The organism is Streptomyces sp. NPDC006997 (genome assembly GCF_040635175.1).
GTDB lineage: Bacteria > Actinomycetota > Actinomycetes > Streptomycetales > Streptomycetaceae > Streptomyces.
In genome coordinates this window covers 87,587-102,461 of sequence record NZ_JBEYHH010000015.1, presented here as the reverse complement: position 1 = coordinate 102,461, position 14,875 = coordinate 87,587, and the positions used below count along the sequence as shown (strand labels likewise).

At 73.5% G+C, this 14,875-nt stretch carries 16 protein-coding genes; 9 read left to right on the top strand and 7 right to left on the bottom strand.

All coding sequences use genetic code 11. From position 1 onward, the window contains the following. Positions 1–92 precede the first annotated feature (92 nt). Together ABZ659_RS16995 and ABZ659_RS16990 are read left to right on the top strand one after the other, a co-directional pair. Entirely contained in the window at positions 93–308 is a 216-nt protein-coding gene (locus ABZ659_RS16995; RefSeq protein ID WP_360219787.1) for a hypothetical protein, read from the top strand. Between the two features lie 150 nt (positions 309–458). Beyond that, the gene (locus tag ABZ659_RS16990) at positions 459–1,508 is read left to right on the top strand and encodes an NUDIX domain-containing protein (protein WP_360219784.1); all 1,050 of its coding nucleotides are present in this window, start codon (positions 459–461) and stop codon (positions 1,506–1,508) included. A 66-nt stretch (positions 1,509–1,574) separates the two neighbouring features. Here the strand turns inward: ABZ659_RS16990 and ABZ659_RS16985 are convergent, their stop codons facing one another. Then, the gene (locus ABZ659_RS16985) at positions 1,575–2,930 is read right to left on the bottom strand and encodes a dipeptidase (RefSeq protein WP_360219781.1); all 1,356 of its coding nucleotides are present in this window, start codon (positions 2,928–2,930) and stop codon (positions 1,575–1,577) included. Positions 2,931–3,121: 191 nt separating this feature from the next. Between ABZ659_RS16985 and ABZ659_RS16980 the strand changes: the two genes are divergently transcribed. Continuing rightward, entirely contained in the window at positions 3,122–4,414 is a 1,293-nt protein-coding gene (locus ABZ659_RS16980) for a geranylgeranyl reductase family protein (RefSeq protein ID WP_360219778.1), read from the top strand. Here the strand turns inward: ABZ659_RS16980 and ABZ659_RS16975 are convergent. Continuing rightward, complete coding sequence (locus ABZ659_RS16975) at positions 4,404–4,859, bottom strand: nitroreductase family deazaflavin-dependent oxidoreductase (protein ID WP_360219775.1); 456 nt, start codon at positions 4,857–4,859, stop codon at positions 4,404–4,406. The genes ABZ659_RS16980 and ABZ659_RS16975 overlap by 11 nt on opposite strands. Positions 4,860–5,008: 149 nt before the next feature. Between ABZ659_RS16975 and ABZ659_RS16970 the strand changes: the two genes are divergently transcribed. The 3 genes from ABZ659_RS16970 to ABZ659_RS16960 all read left to right on the top strand — a co-directional run bounded on the left by ABZ659_RS16970 (position 5,009) and on the right by ABZ659_RS16960 (position 7,972). Further along, the gene (locus tag ABZ659_RS16970; RefSeq protein WP_360219772.1) at positions 5,009–5,704 is read left to right on the top strand and encodes a TetR/AcrR family transcriptional regulator; all 696 of its coding nucleotides are present in this window, start codon (positions 5,009–5,011) and stop codon (positions 5,702–5,704) included. 307 nt (positions 5,705–6,011) lie between these two features. Beyond that, complete coding sequence (locus ABZ659_RS16965; RefSeq protein ID WP_360219768.1) at positions 6,012–7,310, top strand: sensor histidine kinase; 1,299 nt, start codon at positions 6,012–6,014, stop codon at positions 7,308–7,310. Beyond that, on the top strand, positions 7,307–7,972 hold the full coding sequence (locus ABZ659_RS16960; RefSeq protein WP_360219765.1) for a response regulator transcription factor: 666 nt from the start codon (positions 7,307–7,309) through the stop codon (positions 7,970–7,972). Before ABZ659_RS16965 ends, ABZ659_RS16960 begins: the two co-directional genes overlap by 4 nt. Here ABZ659_RS16960 and ABZ659_RS16955 read toward each other — a convergent pair. Together ABZ659_RS16955 and ABZ659_RS16950 are read right to left on the bottom strand one after the other, a co-directional pair. Further along, positions 7,933–8,097, bottom strand: a complete 165-nt coding sequence (locus tag ABZ659_RS16955; protein ID WP_360219762.1) for a DUF6332 family protein — start codon at positions 8,095–8,097, stop codon at positions 7,933–7,935. The two genes, ABZ659_RS16960 and ABZ659_RS16955, sit on opposite strands and share 40 nt — an antisense overlap. Positions 8,098–8,219: 122 nt before the next feature. After that, positions 8,220–9,707: an MFS transporter gene (locus ABZ659_RS16950; RefSeq protein ID WP_360219759.1), complete on the bottom strand. Its 1,488-nt coding sequence runs from the start codon at positions 9,705–9,707 to the stop codon at positions 8,220–8,222. A gap of 86 nt (positions 9,708–9,793) precedes the next feature. On the opposite strand from ABZ659_RS16950, the gene ABZ659_RS16945 reads away from it, so the two are divergent. Continuing rightward, positions 9,794–10,189 carry a MarR family transcriptional regulator gene (locus ABZ659_RS16945; RefSeq protein WP_360219756.1) on the top strand — a complete coding sequence of 132 codons (396 nt, stop codon included), beginning with the start codon at positions 9,794–9,796 and terminating at the stop codon, positions 10,187–10,189. A gap of 19 nt (positions 10,190–10,208) precedes the next feature. On the opposite strand, the gene ABZ659_RS16940 is transcribed toward ABZ659_RS16945, so the two are convergent. Further along, the gene (locus ABZ659_RS16940) at positions 10,209–10,958 is read right to left on the bottom strand and encodes a maleylpyruvate isomerase family mycothiol-dependent enzyme (RefSeq protein ID WP_360219753.1); all 750 of its coding nucleotides are present in this window, start codon (positions 10,956–10,958) and stop codon (positions 10,209–10,211) included. A 282-nt stretch (positions 10,959–11,240) separates the two neighbouring features. Between ABZ659_RS16940 and ABZ659_RS16935 the strand changes: the two genes are divergently transcribed. Beyond that, entirely contained in the window at positions 11,241–12,131 is an 891-nt protein-coding gene (locus tag ABZ659_RS16935; RefSeq protein WP_360219750.1) for an SDR family oxidoreductase, read from the top strand. A 119-nt stretch (positions 12,132–12,250) separates the two neighbouring features. Continuing rightward, entirely contained in the window at positions 12,251–13,294 is a 1,044-nt protein-coding gene (locus ABZ659_RS16930; protein ID WP_360219747.1) for an N-acetylmuramoyl-L-alanine amidase, read from the top strand. 3 nt (positions 13,295–13,297) lie between these two features. Here the strand turns inward: ABZ659_RS16930 and ABZ659_RS16925 are convergent, their stop codons facing one another. Both ABZ659_RS16925 and ABZ659_RS16920 read right to left on the bottom strand, forming a co-directional pair. Beyond that, complete coding sequence (locus ABZ659_RS16925; RefSeq protein WP_360219744.1) at positions 13,298–14,092, bottom strand: thioesterase domain-containing protein; 795 nt, start codon at positions 14,090–14,092, stop codon at positions 13,298–13,300. A gap of 51 nt (positions 14,093–14,143) precedes the next feature. Further along, complete coding sequence (locus ABZ659_RS16920) at positions 14,144–14,353, bottom strand: ferredoxin (RefSeq protein ID WP_360219741.1); 210 nt, start codon at positions 14,351–14,353, stop codon at positions 14,144–14,146. Positions 14,354–14,875: the final 522 nt, after the last annotated feature.

Genomic DNA, 14,875 nt, shown 5'->3' with positions numbered 1-14,875 from the left:
TGGCGGGACGGGTCGCGCTGCCCCTCCCACCGGCTCCGTCGTCTTCGTGAACCGGGCGTGACCTCCGTCCGGTTCCGGCCGTTGGGCCGGGCATGAAGAAGCGCAGCATGTTCGCCATCGCCTCCCTCGCCGCCGGGTTCGTCGTCGCGGCGGTCACCCCGTCGCACGCCGCCGTCGGTCCGCTGGGCGGGGTGGACGTCGAGAAGACCCTCGGCACCGTCGGCAAGACCCTCGGCAAGGACAGCCTGGACATGGGCGACGACGCCAAGGACGACGCAGCCGACGACGACGGGGCGCGGGAGAAGTAGGACTGACCAGCGCGACAGCCGCCCCGAGGCGCCGGGCCCCCACCGCGGGGGCGCCGGCGCCCGTCGCTTTTCGGGCCCTCAACTGCGGCTGGTTTCCATGGCAGGGTGGAGCGGGCAAGCCACAGGGGTCCAAAAGAGGAGGGGGGAAACGTGATCGTTGTTTGGATCAACGGCGCGTTCGGTGCGGGGAAGACCACCACCGCACGGGAACTGATCGAACTGATCCCGAACAGCACGCTCTTCGACCCCGAGGTCATCGGCGGGGCGCTCACCCACCTGCTGCCCGCCAAGCACCTGGCCGAGGTCGGCGACTACCAGGACCTGCCCATCTGGCGTCGGCTCGTCATCGACACGGCGTCCGCGATGCTGGCCGAACTCGGGGGCACCCTGGTCGTGCCCATGACCCTGCTGCGACAGGAGTACCGCGACGAGATCTTCGGCGGCCTCGCCGCCCGCCGGATACCGGTCCGGCACGTGCTGCTCGCCCCGGCCGAAACGATACTGCGCGAGCGGATGACACGCCGCGAGCCGCCCCGCCTCACGGACCCGGACCTCCGCGTGCGCCAGGGTTCCTACGACCACATGGAGCCGTACCGCACCGCCCTCGCCGCCTGGCTCACCGCCGACGCCCACCCCGTCGACAACGGCGGCCTCACCCCGTACGAGACCGCCGCCCGGATCGCCGAGGCCGTCACCTCCGGCACCGCGCCCGCCTGCGACATCGTGCAGTCCCCGGAGCCCACCGCCGAGACCCTCGCCGCGGGCGTCCTGCTCTTCGACGAGGACGACCGCGTGCTGCTCGTCGACCCCACGTACAAGCCGGGCTGGGAGTTCCCCGGCGGCGTCGTCGAACCGGGCGAGGCGCCCGCCCGCGCCGGGATCCGCGAGGTCGCCGAGGAGACCGGCATCCACCTCGACGAGCTGCCCCGGCTGCTCCTCGTCGACTGGGAACCGCCCGCCCAGCCCCGCTACGGCGGTCTGCGCCTCCTCTTCGACGGCGGACGGCTCGGACCCGCCGAGACCGCGCGGCTGCTGCTGCCCGGTCCCGAGCTGCGCGCCTGGCGCTTCGTCACCGAGGAGGAGGCGGCGGGGCTGCTCCCGCCGGTCCGCTACGAACGCCTCCGGTGGGCCCTGCGGGCCAGGGAGCGCGGGGCGGTGGTGTACGCGGAGGCGGGGATCCCGGTCGGCGGGTGGGGGTGAGGCGGGGGCGGGGCCGGCCGACGGGCGCCCCGTCGGGCCCGCGTGCCGTCGCCCCGCCCGCCCGGCTCAGCTCGCCGCGTAGTTGCGCAGGAACAGGGCCTCCGCCACCGACAGGCGCTCCAGTTCCTCCGGCGACACGCTCTCGTTCACGGCGTGGATCTGGGCCTCCGGCTCGCTCAGCCCGATCAGCAGGATCTCCGCCTCCGGGTAGAGGGCGGCGAGGGTGTTGCACAGCGGGATCGAGCCGCCCTGACCGGCGTACTGCATCCGCTGCCCGGGGTACGCCACCGCCATCGCGTCGGCCATCGCCTGGTACGCCGGGCTGCCGGTGTCGGCGCGGAACGCCTGACCCTGCCCGACCTGCTCCACGCTCACCCGCGCGCCCCACGGCGTGTGAGCCTCCAGGTGGGCCGTCAGCAGCTTGGTCGCCTCCGCCGCGTCCACGCCCGGCGGCACCCGCAGGCTGACCGACGCCCGCGCGCTGGCCTGCACGGACGGCGTGGCGCCCACCACGGGCGGGCAGTCGATGCCGAGCACGGTCACCGCCGGGCGGGCCCAGATCCGGTCGGCGACCGTGCCCGAGCCGATCAGGCCGACGCCGTCGAGCACCTTGGCGTCCGCGCGGAACTGTTCCTCGTCGTACTGGATGCCGTCCCACGACGCCTCGCCCGTGAGCCCGTCGACGGTCGTCGAACCGTCCTCGGCGCGCAGCGAGTCCAGTACGCGGACCAGGGCGGCCAGCGCGTCCGGTGCGGCGCCGCCGAACTGGCCGGAGTGCAGGTTGCCCGCCAGGGTGTCGACCGTCACCCGCAGCAGCGTCATCCCGCGCAGGGTGGCGGTGACCGTCGGCAGGCCGACGCGGAAGTTGCCCGCGTCGCCGATCACGATGGTGTCGGCCGCCAGCAGCTCCGGGTGGTCCTCGGCGTACCGCTCCAGACCGCCGGTGCCCTGCTCCTCCGAGCCCTCGGCGATCACCTTGACGTGCACGGGTATGCCGCCGTTGGCCTTCAGCGCCCGCAGCGCCAGCAGGTGCATGACCACGCCGCCCTTGCAGTCGGCGGTGCCGCGCCCGTACCAGCGTCCGTCGCGCTCGGTCAGCTCGAACGGCGGCGTCGCCCATCCGGCCTCGTCCAGCGGCGGCTGCACGTCGTAGTGGGCGTACAGCAGGACCGTCCTGGCGCCCTCGGGGCCGGGCAGGTAGCCGTAGACCGACTGGGTGCCGTCCGGGGTGTCGAGCAGGGCCACGTCCTCGAAGCCCTCGGCACGCAGCGCGTCGGCGACCCAGCGCGCCGCGCCCTCGCTCTCCTCGCGCGGGAACTGGTCGAAGTCCGCCACCGACTTGAAGGCCACCAGTTCGGTGAGTTCCGCCTTCGCCCGGGGCATCAGCGAGGCGACGGTCTCGGCGACCGGATTCGACGACATGGGCACGCTCCTTGTGGGTGCGACGTTGTACTTCTGGGTGGCTGTCGCGCGTCTCCGGCCGTCCGGTCGCGGTGACCGGGCGCCCGGGAGCCGGACGCCGCCGATCCTCCCACAGTGGCCTGCGGAGATCGTCGCCGTAGGATGCGGGAGACAACACGGGCAGGCGGCTGGATCGGGAGCAGTAGACCATCGTGAGCAGCGAGAACTCTTCGGCGGACGATGTGCGGCAGGTGTGGGACGTCGTCGTGGTGGGCGCGGGACCCGCCGGGGCGTCGGCGGCGTACGCCGCGGCGGTCGCGGGGCGCCGCGTGCTGTTGCTGGAGAAGGCGGAGCTGCCCCGGTACAAGACCTGCGGCGGCGGCATCATCGGCCCCTCACGCGACGCCCTGCCACCGGGCTTCGAACTGCCGCTGCGGGACCGGGTGCACGCCGTGACGTTCTCCCACAACGGCCGCTTCACCCGCACCCGGCGCTCCCGGCAGACGCTGTTCGGGCTGGTCAACCGGCCCGAGTTCGACCAGCAGCTGGTCGAGCACGCGCAGAAGGCGGGCTCCGAGCTGCGCACCGGCGTCACGGTGTCGCGGGTCGAGCAGCACGGCTCGGCGGTGCCCGACCGGCGCACGGTCGCCGTCGTCCTGCAGGGCGGGGAGACGGTGCTCGCGCGGGCCGTCGTCGGCGCGGACGGCAGCGCCAGCCGGATAGGGGCGCACGTCGGGGTCAAGCTCGACCAGGTCGACCTCGGCCTGGAGGCGGAGATCCCGGTGCCGGAGACCGTCGCCGAGGACTGGCGGGGGCGGGTGCTGCTCGACTGGGGTCCCATCCCCGGCAGCTACGGGTGGGTCTTCCCCAAGGGCGACACGCTCACCGTCGGCGTGATCTCCGCGCGCGGCGAGGGCGCGGCCACCAAGCGCTACCTGGAGGACTTCGTCGGGCGGCTGGGCCTCGCCGGGTTCGAGCCCAGCGTCTCCTCCGGCCACCTGACCCGCTGCCGGGCCGACGACTCGCCGCTGTCGCGCGGGCGGGTGCTGGTCTGCGGGGACGCGGCGGGCCTGCTGGAGCCGTGGACCCGCGAGGGTATCTCCTTCGCGCTGCGCTCCGGGCGGCTGGCGGGGGAGTGGGCGGTGCGGATCGCCGAGGCGCACGACGCCGTGGACACCCGACGGCAGGCGCTGAACTACGCCTTCGCGGTCAAGGCGGGCCTCGGCGTGGAGATGGCCGTCGGCAAGCGGCTGCTGACCGTCTTCGAGCGGCGGCCCGGCGTCTTCCACGCGGCGCTGACCGGACTGCGGCCCGCCTGGCGGGCGTTCACGGACATCACCCGGGGCTCCACCACCCTGGGCGAGATGGTCCGGACCCGGCCGATGGTGCAGCGCGCCCTCGCCATGCTGGACCGCCGCGTCGGGGGCGGCGACGGCACGCTCCCGGTGGGCGGACCGGCGGCGGAGAAGTCCGACGGGGACGGTGACGGGAACGTCACCGCGTGACGGTGACGCGGAAGACGGGGTGGTCGGGGGCGGCGGCGATGATCTCCTCGTCGGAGGACCTGGCCGTGACGCCCTGGAAGTACTGGTTGACCTCCCAGCCCCACTTCTCCAGGTAGCCGCGCAGGACCGGGAGCTTCTCGTCGTCGGGAAGCTCCACCACGGTGAAGGCGCGCACCTTGCGCCCGACGCGCAGCTCCCCGCCCCCGGCGGCGCGCATGTTGCGCACCCACTGGGAGTGGCCGCGGGCCGAGACCAGGTACTGCGCGCCGTCGTGGGTGTAGGGGTTGACGGGGATGCGCTGCAGGGCGCCGCTCTTGCGGCCGCGCACGGACAGCTCGGCGGTCCCCGCGAGGCTGACGCCGTGCCGGGCGAGCCAGCCGACGACGGTGTTGAAGCGCGCGGCGACGGGGCCTGCCTGGAAGTAGTAGGGCTGCGATGACGCCATGGGAGCCTCCGGTGACGGGATGAGAGCGGTGCTTCCTTTGGAGAGCACTGCTCTCGCTTGAGAACAGTGTGCGCTGTGTCGGCACAGGAAAGCAAGAGCGGTGCTCTCTTTCGAGTGCGCTGCTCTTGTTTCGTGCGACACTCGTCCCCATGAGCACCGCACACGGAGTCCGCGCCCGCGCCAGGATCGAAGTCACCGCCGCCATCAAGGACGCGGCACGCGAGCAACTCGCCGCCGACGGCGCCGCCAAGCTCTCCCTGCGTGCCGTCGCCCGCGAACTCGGCATGGCCTCCTCCGCGCTCTACCGCTACTTCCCCAGCCGCGACGACCTGCTCACCGAGCTGATCATCGACGCCTACGACTCCCTCGGCGCGGCCGCCGAGACCGCGCACGACGAGGTCGCCGACGCCCCTCCGACGCGGCGCTGGCGCCGGGTGTGCGAGGCGGTGCGCGCCTGGGCGCTCGCGCACCCGCACGAGTACGCGCTGATCTACGGCTCTCCCGTGCCCGGCTACAGCGCGCCCCAGACCACCGTCCCGGCCGCCGCCCGGGTCGGGCTGCTGCTCATCCGCGTCCTGCGCGACGCGCACCAGACGCACGGCCTGACCCCGCCCCCGCTCGCCGCCGGACTCCGCGCCGAGGCCGAGCGGATGACCGCCGACCTCGCCCCCGACCTGCCGCCGGAGGCGGTCGCGGCGCTCGTCGCGGCCTGGGCGCAGCTGTTCGGGCTGGTCGGGTTCGAGGTGTTCGGCCAGTTCAACCGGGTCGTGGAGGACCGCGAGCCGTTCTTCCAGCAGGCCGCGGCCCACCTCGCACGCGGGGTCGGTCTGAGAGACCCGCACTAGGTGTTCCGTCCACGGAGGTCGGTGACGGCGATCAGGGTGGCGTGTGATCTTGAAAGGGGTGAGGGCCTTCTGGCTCGGTGTGGATCGCGACATCTGCACCGGGGACAAGAAAGGCCCTGCCCCACCGTGACGCGCCCGTTGACCGGGGGCGGTACTCGCCCGGTGCCGGGCCGGTCCGCGCGGGAGAGCGGGCACGGGCGGGCGTCCGGCGCGGACGAGCCGCCGCGCTCGTACTTCCCAGGGAGTACGCGTGATCACCTCGCGCGGGGGACGTCGGCGTCGCCGTGCGGCGTCTAGCGTGGCGGGCATGGACGAGCAGGGCGTACGGGGCTCGGGGTCGCCGCCGACCGGGCGGTTCCGGCGTGGTGCCGCGTGGTGGCGGAGTGGGCCGCCGTGGGTCTCCCGCTGGGGTGCCGAGGGTGGGCGGGACGGCGGAGCCGCCTGGCCCTGGCCGTCCACGCTGCTGCTGACCGTCTTCGTGCTGGTCGGCTCCTCCTTCGCCGCGCACGGGCAGGAGGGCGAGCGGGCGGCCCTCGACCCGTTCGCGCGGGTGCTGCTGCTGGTCGCCGCGGGGCTGCTGCTGTGGCGACGGCGGCACCCGGTGGCCGTGCTCTTCGGCACGTCCGCCGCCGCCGCGACCTACCTGGGCGCCGGTTACCCGTACGGGCCGGTCTTCCTGACCGTCGCCGTCGCCTGCTTCAGTGCCGTCGTCGCCGGACACCGCCGGGCCGCCTGGGCCGCGGTGGGGGCGCTGTGGGCGGCGCACGTGCTGGTGGCCCACTGGCTGTACCGGTGGCTGCCGCCGACCGGGGACGCGGCGGTGTCCTGGGGACAGGAGGCCGTCGTCCTCGCCTGGGTGGTGGCGATCATGGCCGTCGCCGAGCTGGCGCGCGCCCGGCGCGAGCAGTGGGCCCGGGACCGGGCCGAGCGGGCGCAGGCGGCGCGGCGGCGCGCGGACGAGGAGCGGCTGCGCATCGCCCGTGAACTGCACGACGTCCTCGCGCACAGCATCTCCGTGATCAACGTGCAGGCGGGCGTCGGCCTCGCCCTCCTGGACAGCGACCCCGAGCAGGCACGCACCGCGCTCACCACCATCAAGGCCGCCAGCAAGGAGGCGCTGGGCGAGGTACGCCAGGTACTCGACAACCTCCGCGCCCCGGGCGAGGCGCCCCGCGCGCCCGCCCCCGGCCTGGACCGGCTGCCGGAGCTGGTGACCCAGGCGGCGGGCGCGGGCCTCACCGTCGAGGTCGAGGGCGAGCCGCCCCGGCTGCCCCCCGGCACCGACCTCGCCGCGTTCCGGATCGTGCAGGAGGCCCTCACCAACGTCGTACGGCACTCAGGTTCCCGGCACGCGCGCGTGCGGCTCGACAAAGCGGCCGGTACGGCGGGGGATCCGCGGGGCGCCGCGCTGCGGCTGTGCGTCGACGACGACGGGCCCGCGACCGGGGCCGACGCGGGCGGCAGCGGCAACGGTCTGGCCGGGATGCGGGAGCGGGCCGCCGCGCTGGGTGGCACCATCGAGGCGGGTCCGCGTCCGGACGGCGGCTTCCGGGTGCTCGCCGTGCTGCCGCTGGACGGCGCCACCGCCAAGGAGGGGGAACGGTGATCCGCGTACTGCTCGCCGACGACCAGTCACTGGTCCGCGCCGGGTTCCGGGCCCTGCTGGACGCGCAGCCCGACATCGAGGTGGCCGGGGAGGCCGCCGACGGCGAGGAGGCCCTGCGGCTGGTGAGGGAACTGCGGCCCGACGTCGTCCTCATGGACATCCGGATGCCCGCGCTCGACGGTCTATCCGCCACCCGGCACCTCACCGCCGACCCCGCCCTCGCGGACGTCAGGGTCGTCATGCTGACCACCTTCGAACTCGACGAGTACGTCTTCGAGGCGATCCGCTCGGGCGCCTCCGGGTTCCTGGTCAAGGACACCGAGCCGGAGGAGCTGCTGCGCGCGGTACGGGCGGTGGTCGCGGGCGACGCGCTGCTCTCGCCCGGGGTGACCCGCCGCCTGATCGCGGAGTTCGCGGCGCGTTCCAAGGAGCCCGCCCGGGCGGACGCCCTCGCCGAACTCACCGAGCGGGAGCGGGAGGTGATGGCACTGGTCGGCATCGGCCTGTCCAACGAGGAGATCGCCCGACGGCTCGTCGTCAGCCCGCTCACCGCCAAGACCCACGTGAGCCGCGCCATGGTGAAGCTGGGCGCCCGTGACCGCGCCCAACTGGTCGTCCTCGCCTACGAGTCGGGGTTGGTACGGCCGGGCTGGCTGGGCTGATCGGCTCCGCCCCGCCGGAAGCGGACGAGGACGGCGACGACCCGGACGGCGAAGAGGAGCGGCGCGAGCACCGTGCCGGTGCGCAGCAGCGCCGTCTCCACGGGGCGCGGCAGGTCGAACAACACGTTTCACACAGGGGCTGGAGTGAGGTGGGTGCGAGTCCGCCCCGCCGCCCGCGGGGCACGCGCGAGCGCCCGCCCCGCCTCGTGGCGGGAGCGGGCGCTCGTGGGTGCGGTGGGGAGCCGGGTCAGTCGCGGACGGCCACCCGCTCGCCCTCGGACTCCGCCTCCGGCGCGGCCGACTTGGCGACCACCACGGACGGACGGGCGGGGCGGGTGCGCAGTCCCGTCAGGGTGATGAGCAGGCCCGCGAGGGCGATGCCCATGATGACGACCAGGCCGGGGCGGTAGCTGTCCAGGACGGCCTGCGGGGAGGGGTCACCGGGGGTGTGCGCGGTCACCACCGCCGTCACCACGGCGAGGAAGATCGCGCCGCCGACCTGCACCGAGGTGTTGAGCAGTCCGGAGACCATGCCCTGCTCGTGGTCATCGACCCCGTTGGTGGCCTGGATGTTGAGCGAGGGGAAGACCAGCGCGCAGGCCGCGCCGATCAGCAACATGCTCGGCAGGATCGCCACCGCGTAGACCGGTTCGAGGTCGACGCCGAGGAACAGCGCGTAGCCGACGGCCAGGAAGGCGAAGCCCAGGGTGAGCAGCCGCGGGGTGCCGAACCGGTCGACGATCGCGCCCATCTTGGTGGCGGAGAGCGCGACCAGCACACCGGCGGGCAGGAAGGCGAGCGCCGTGTGCAGCGCGGACCAGCCCAGCAGGGACTGCATGTAGAGCGTGACCAGGAACTGGAAGCCGACGTACGACCCGAAGAAGGCCATCGCGCCGAGCTGGGCGCGGATCTGGTTGCCGGAGCGCAGCACGCCGAGCCGGATCAGCGGTCCGGGCGAGCGGCGTTCGACGGCCACGAAGACGGTCAGCAGGACGGCGACGGCCAGGAAGGACAGCAGTGTGCGGGCGCTGGCCCAGCCGACCTCGGGCGCCTGTACGACCGTGAACACCAGCAGCAGCATCGAGGCGGTACCGAGGACGGCGCCGGGGATGTCGTAGCCGTTGTGGTCCTTCTCGCGGGCGCTGCGGGGCAGCAGCTTCAGTCCGGCGAGCAGGGCCAGCAGGGCGATCGGCGCGGGCAGCAGCATGGTGAGCCGCCAACTGGCCTCGGTGAGCAGGCCGGAGAGCACCAGGCCCATGGAGAACCCGGTGGCGGCGCAGGTGGTGTAGATGGACAGGGCGCGGTTGCGCAGGGTGCCCTGCGGGAACGTGGTGGTGATGATCGACAGGCCCGCGGGGGCGGTGAAGGCCGCGCTGAGGCCCTTGACGAAGCGGCTGGCTATCAGCAGCGGACCCGAGTCGACGAGCCCGCCGAGCAGGGACGCGAGTGCGAAGACGCCGAGCGCGACCAGGAACACCTGGCGGCGCCCCAGCAGGTCGGCGGTCCGGCCGCCGAGGAGCAGCAGACCGCCGTAGCCCAGGATGTAGCCGCTGACGATCCACTGGAGCGTCGAGGTGGACAGGTCGAGGTCGGAGCCGATGGAGGGGAGGGCGACGCCGACCATGGAGACGTCGAGCGCGTCGAGGAACATCGCGGCGCAGAGCACCAGCAGGGTGCCCCAGAGCCGGGGCGTCCAGCGTCCCTCGGACGCGGGGAGGGTGTGCGGAGTGGTCATGGACCCCGACACTACATGCACATGCATGAGATGCAAGTGCATTTAATTCAGATGCATTGAGTTTGCCTCTCTGCTACCGTGCGGACATGGCGGCGAAGACGGTCGAACAGGCTCTCGTGGAGCAGTGGCGCGACATCCTGGCGCTGCACTCCCGCACCCAGTGCGAGATCGACCGCGCGCTGCACCAGCACGGCCTGTGCGCGAGTGACTTCGAGGTGCTCGACGTGCTCGCCGGGGACGGCGACGCGGCGGACCGCGTCCGCCCCTACCGCGTCCAGGAGATCGCCGAGCGCGTCCACCTCAGCCAGAGCGCCCTGTCCCGGCTGATCGCGCGGCTGGAGAAGGACGGGCTCGTGGAACGCGGCATGTGTCCGGAGGACCGCCGCGGTGTGCGCGTGGGGCTCACGGCACGCGGGCGCGCGCTGCACGGGCAGGTGCTGCCGGTGCAGCGCGCGGTCCTGACACGGATGCTGGCGGGCTGAACCCGTCGTACGCGACGGCTCAGCTCCAGGTGACGGCGGAGGTCGCGCGCCACAGGTCGGCGACCGCGCCGTCCCCGCTCACCTCCGGGAACGGCGCCCGGTTCCACAGCGCCAGGTAGAGTCCGCCCGCCGGGCCGGAGATCTCGCAGTCGGCGTCGGTGGCGTCGCTCCCGCTCTCCGTCTCCAGGGGGGCGTCGGACAGCCGTACGGTCCACAGTCCGCCGCCGTCCGGGACGTCCGTCGCCCGTATCCGCAGTACCCGGGGCTCGGCGCTGCGGACCCGGCTCCCGCCGCGGGCGTGGAAGCCGCGCAGCAACTCGTCGATGCCGTCGACCGCGAAGGCCGGGTCGACCTCGGCGGGCGCGCCGTCGCGGGCCGACTCGGCGTCGTGGCGGTGCACGGTCGTCTCGTGCGCCTGCCGCCGGGCCCAGAACGCCAGCGGTGACGGGGCGGGCAGGAAGTGCCAGCAGTCCAGGTCGGACGGGGCGGCGGCGAGGGTGTCGACCAGCGTCCGGTGGCCCTGCGCGAACCAGTCGAGGAGCGCGTCGCCGTCGAGGTCGGGCAGCCCGCCGTCAGGTCGGTACGAGGTGTGCTTCTCGGCGACGAACGCGGTGGCCCAGCGGTGCACCATGCCGGTGTGCCGCAGCAGGTCGCGCACCTGCCAGCCCGGACAGGTCGGCACCTTGGCGGCGGGCCCGGCCCCGGCGGCGGCAGCGGCAAGGGCACGGCCCTCCCGGTCCAGGACGTCGATGTAGTCGGCGGTATCCATGCGGGGAGTCTGCCCGAGGGAGGGGGCTCCAGGGCAAGGGGCGTCTCATGGACGGGTTGGACGGACCGGGGCGCTGGTTCCGCGGGTGGCGGGTGGCGGGTGCTGGTCGTGGGGGCGGGGGTGGGGGCGCTGGTCGCGCGGGTGGCGGGCGTTGGGTCAGCAGGTGGGGGGCCGCTGGTTCCGCGGGTGGGGGCGCTGGTCGCGGGGGTGGTGGGGACTGGTTCCGCTTTTCGGACGGGGCGGTGCGGGAACCCGGCGGGCCCCCGTATCGAGGAGGCCGACGTGACCGGCGCATCGCACCCGTCCCAGAACCCGGCGGCCCGGCACCCCCAACCGGACTTCCCCGCGCAGGACCAGCCGCACCCGGGCTGGACGGGACCCATGGACCCGCCTCCCGACCACGGCGAGGAGAGCTACCGCGGCAGCGGGCGACTGGCGGACCGCAAGGCCGTGATCACCGGTGGGGACTCCGGTATCGGGCGCGCGGTCGCCCTGGCCTTCGCCCGTGAGGGGGCCGACGTCCTCTTCACGTACCTGGAAGGGGAGGAGGACGACGCCCGGGAGACCGCCCGGCTGGTGGAGGACGCGGGCCGCAAGGCCGTCGCCGTCTCCTGCGACATCCGCGAGGAGGCCAACTGCCGGGAGTTGGCCGAGCGGGCCGCCGCCGAGTTCGGCCGGATCGACGTGCTCGTCAACAACGCGGCGTTCCAGATGTCCCAGCCCGACGGCATCGAGGCCATCCCCACCGAGCAGTTCGACCGGGTGATGCGGACCAACCTGTACGGGATGTTCTGGCTCACCAAGTTCGCCCTGCCGCACGTCCCGGCGGGCGGCAGCGTCATCAACTCCACCTCGGCGCAGGCGTACAAGCCCAGCCCGCACCTGCTCGACTACGCGATGACCAAGGGCGCCATCGTCACCTTCACCCACGGGCTCGCCCAGATGGTCGCGGAGCGCGGCATCCGCGTCAACGCGGTCGCGCCGGGCCCGGTGTGGACCCCGCTGATCCCGGCGACGCTGCCCGACACGGTCGAGTTCGGCAAGCAGAGCCCGCTCGGCCGTCCCGCCCAGCCCGCCGAACTCGCCCCCGCCTACGTGTACCTGGCGTCCCAGGAGGCCAGCTTCGTGACGGCGGAGATCCTCAACGCCACGGGCGGCACACCGCTGCCGTAGCGGCGAACTTCCCGGTTCCGGGCGGATCGCCCGCGAGGTCTACGGGGCAGACTACAGACGGTCGCGCGCTCCCGCGCGACCGCTGCCCGCGTCGGAGACCTCGACGGGAGGGACGTCCTATGAGGACCGGACCCCAGCGTTATCCGGGTGCCTCGACGGCGTACTGGTACCAGAACGCCTATCCGGGCTCTCCGATGGAGACCAACGTCATACTCTGGCACTCCACGGAGGGCACCTCGCTGCCCTCGTACGGAGGTGGCGCGTCCGCGCCGAACTTCACCGCGAAGCCCGACTTCGCCGCCAGACGCCTTGTCTGGTACCAGCACTTCGACTTCGACACGTCGAGCCGGGCCCTGCGCAACCTCTCCGGCGGCGTGGAGACGAACACGCTGAACGTCTGCCAGGTGGAGATCGTCGGTACCTGCGACCCGACCACCCACCGGCGGTGGGGTTCGACGCGCCACCTCTACACGCCCGAACTGCCCTCCTGGGTGGTGCGGGACCTGGCCGCGTTCGCCCGCTGGGCGCACGAGCGGCACGGCGTGCCGCTCACCTCCGGGCTGACCTTCAAGCCGTACCCCAGCTCGTACGGCTCCAACGGTGTGCGCCTGTCGGCCTCGCGGTGGCTCGGCTTCAAGGGCCACTGCGGGCACCAGCACGCCCCGGAGAACGACCACGGTGACCCCGGCGCGTTCCCCATGGCCGCCATCCTCGACGCCGCCAAGGGCACCCCCCAGGAGGACGACATGCCCCAGTACGTCAACCTCGGTCTCTCCGAGTCCTACACCCTGCGGCCCGGGGCCTGGGACTCCATCGAGTTCACCAGGGAGTGGAGCGACGAGACCGGCCACCACGCCACCAACGGCAGCGTGTGGGCGCGCGGTCCGGCCCGCTTCACCGGCTCCCTCAGCCTGACCGTCCTCGGCCTCCCGGCCGGTGCGGTGGTGCAGGCCCGGATGTCGGAGTACGAGGGCGACGAGCACCGCGCCGACCACCCCATCCACGAGATCGTCGGCACCTCGGGCAGCACCTTCGCCGTCATCCCGGTGACCAAACGGCTCGGCTCCCGCCGGGGGATGCGCGTCCGGCTCTTCAACCAGGCCGACGTGCCGGTCACCGTCAACAGTGCCGTCCTCACCGTGATGGTGTGGAAGGAGAACTGACGGTCACGCCACCGGCGCCCCCGACCCGGCGGCCGTCCGCGGGTCCGGGGTGCCGGGCGGGGTCGGCGGCAGGGCGTCGGCGATCGTCGCCATGATCGTGGGTGCCGTGCTGTGCAGGAAGAAGTGGCCGCCGGGCAGCATCCGCAGCTGGGATCCGCCCGACGTCTGCCGACGCCAGCCGTGCAGCCGGGCCGGGGAGACCAGGGCGTCCGCGTCGCCGCCGAACACCGTCAGCGGCACCGGCAGCGGGGGCTCGTCCCGGTACTCGTAGCTCTCCAGCACCGAGAAGTCGGCGCGCACGGTGGGCAGGACCAGCTCCATCAGCTCGGCGTCGTCCAGCAGGCTCTGCGGAGTGCCGCCGAGCTGGCGCAGGTGGTCCAGCACCTCCGCGTCCGGCGCGTCGTGGAGCCGCCGCCCGTCGTCGGGAGCGTCGGGCGCGGAGCGGCCGGAGACGAACAGGTGGGCGGGCAGCGGCAGGCCCCGCCGGACCAGGGTCCGGGTCAGCTCGAAGGCGAGCAGACCGCCCATGCTGTGCCCGAAGACCGCGAACGGCCGGTCCAGGAACGGCGTGAGGGCACCGGCCAGCGCGTCCACCAGCGGCCGCAGCCTGCTGATCGGGGGATCGGCGATACGGCCACCGCGGCCGGGCAGTTCCAGCGGGCACACCTGGATGTGCGCGGGCGCGAGCGGGTGCCAGGCGCGGTACGCCGCGGCGGCACCGCCCGCGTACGGGAGGCAGAACAGCCGGTAGGCGGCGTCCTCCCGGGGTCTCCAGGCGCCGAACCACGGGTCGTTCACTTCGCGTCTCCTTCAACAGCTCGGGCCGGTTCCCCGGCGGGCGGTGCGCGGTCAGCCCGCGGCGACGGTGTCCACCAGCTTCAGCGCGCGGGAGGGACAGCGCCCCACCACGCCCCGGACGGCCGGGAACCGCTCGGGCGGCGGGTCGGAGCGCAGCACCACCACGGTGCCGTCGTCGTCGGACTGGTCGAACAGGTCGGGCGCGGCCAGTGCGCACATGCCCGAACTGACGCAGACCTCGGGATCGGCCTCGATGCGCATCCTCGTCGCTCCAGGTGGTCAAGGGGTGGTCGGGAACGGGGGGTGAATCACGCGTTGATGCGAGGGTGGCGGTGATGCGGCAACTGCTTCACCACGTCGCCCCTTTGCTGCCCTATTCGTCTTCCTCGCCCGGGCGCACGGCCCAACCTTCCAAGAACGGGGGGAGACCAGTCAAGGGCCACGGGGGCGGCCAGGGCCTTGTGCCCGGCCGCCCTGGGGGCCGGTCGGAGATCCACTCAAGAGATGGTCCACACCCGGTCGACGTTCGAGCAAGACGCGCGTAGATGTACCTTCCCCGACCCTTTCGCAACCTTGACACCCCTGTTGACGGCGGCCGATATTAGCCGCCGTAAGGACGCACCCCTGGTACGAGCGCCACCGCCGCACAACCGACCGCGCACGTCAAGTCCGGCCGGCATTCCGCGCGCTACCCCACCGGCGTTTCTCCCACGTCGCGCGTCTGCGGGTGTTACCGCCCTTTCCGGCGAACTCACGGGACGGCTCACCCCACGCCGTCCACTG

Bases quoted from the DNA above. Each gene is read 5' to 3' on its own strand.
- ABZ659_RS16950 (WP_360219759.1), bottom strand. From the start codon at position 9,707: ATGACCACTCCGCACACCCTCCCCGCGTCCGAGGGACGCTGGACGCCC.
- ABZ659_RS16995 (WP_360219787.1), top strand. From the start codon at position 93: ATGAAGAAGCGCAGCATGTTCGCCATCGCCTCCCTCGCCGCCGGGTTC.
- ABZ659_RS16965 (WP_360219768.1), top strand. From the start codon at position 6,012: ATGGACGAGCAGGGCGTACGGGGCTCGGGGTCGCCGCCGACCGGGCGG.
- ABZ659_RS16940 (WP_360219753.1), bottom strand. From the start codon at position 10,958: ATGGATACCGCCGACTACATCGACGTCCTGGACCGGGAGGGCCGTGCC.
- ABZ659_RS16945 (WP_360219756.1), top strand. From the start codon at position 9,794: ATGGCGGCGAAGACGGTCGAACAGGCTCTCGTGGAGCAGTGGCGCGAC.
- ABZ659_RS16970 (WP_360219772.1), top strand. From the start codon at position 5,009: ATGAGCACCGCACACGGAGTCCGCGCCCGCGCCAGGATCGAAGTCACC.
- ABZ659_RS16975 (WP_360219775.1), bottom strand. From the start codon at position 4,859: ATGGCGTCATCGCAGCCCTACTACTTCCAGGCAGGCCCCGTCGCCGCG.
- ABZ659_RS16920 (WP_360219741.1), bottom strand. From the start codon at position 14,353: ATGCGCATCGAGGCCGATCCCGAGGTCTGCGTCAGTTCGGGCATGTGC.
- ABZ659_RS16985 (WP_360219781.1), bottom strand. From the start codon at position 2,930: ATGTCGTCGAATCCGGTCGCCGAGACCGTCGCCTCGCTGATGCCCCGG.
- ABZ659_RS16930 (WP_360219747.1), top strand. From the start codon at position 12,251: ATGAGGACCGGACCCCAGCGTTATCCGGGTGCCTCGACGGCGTACTGG.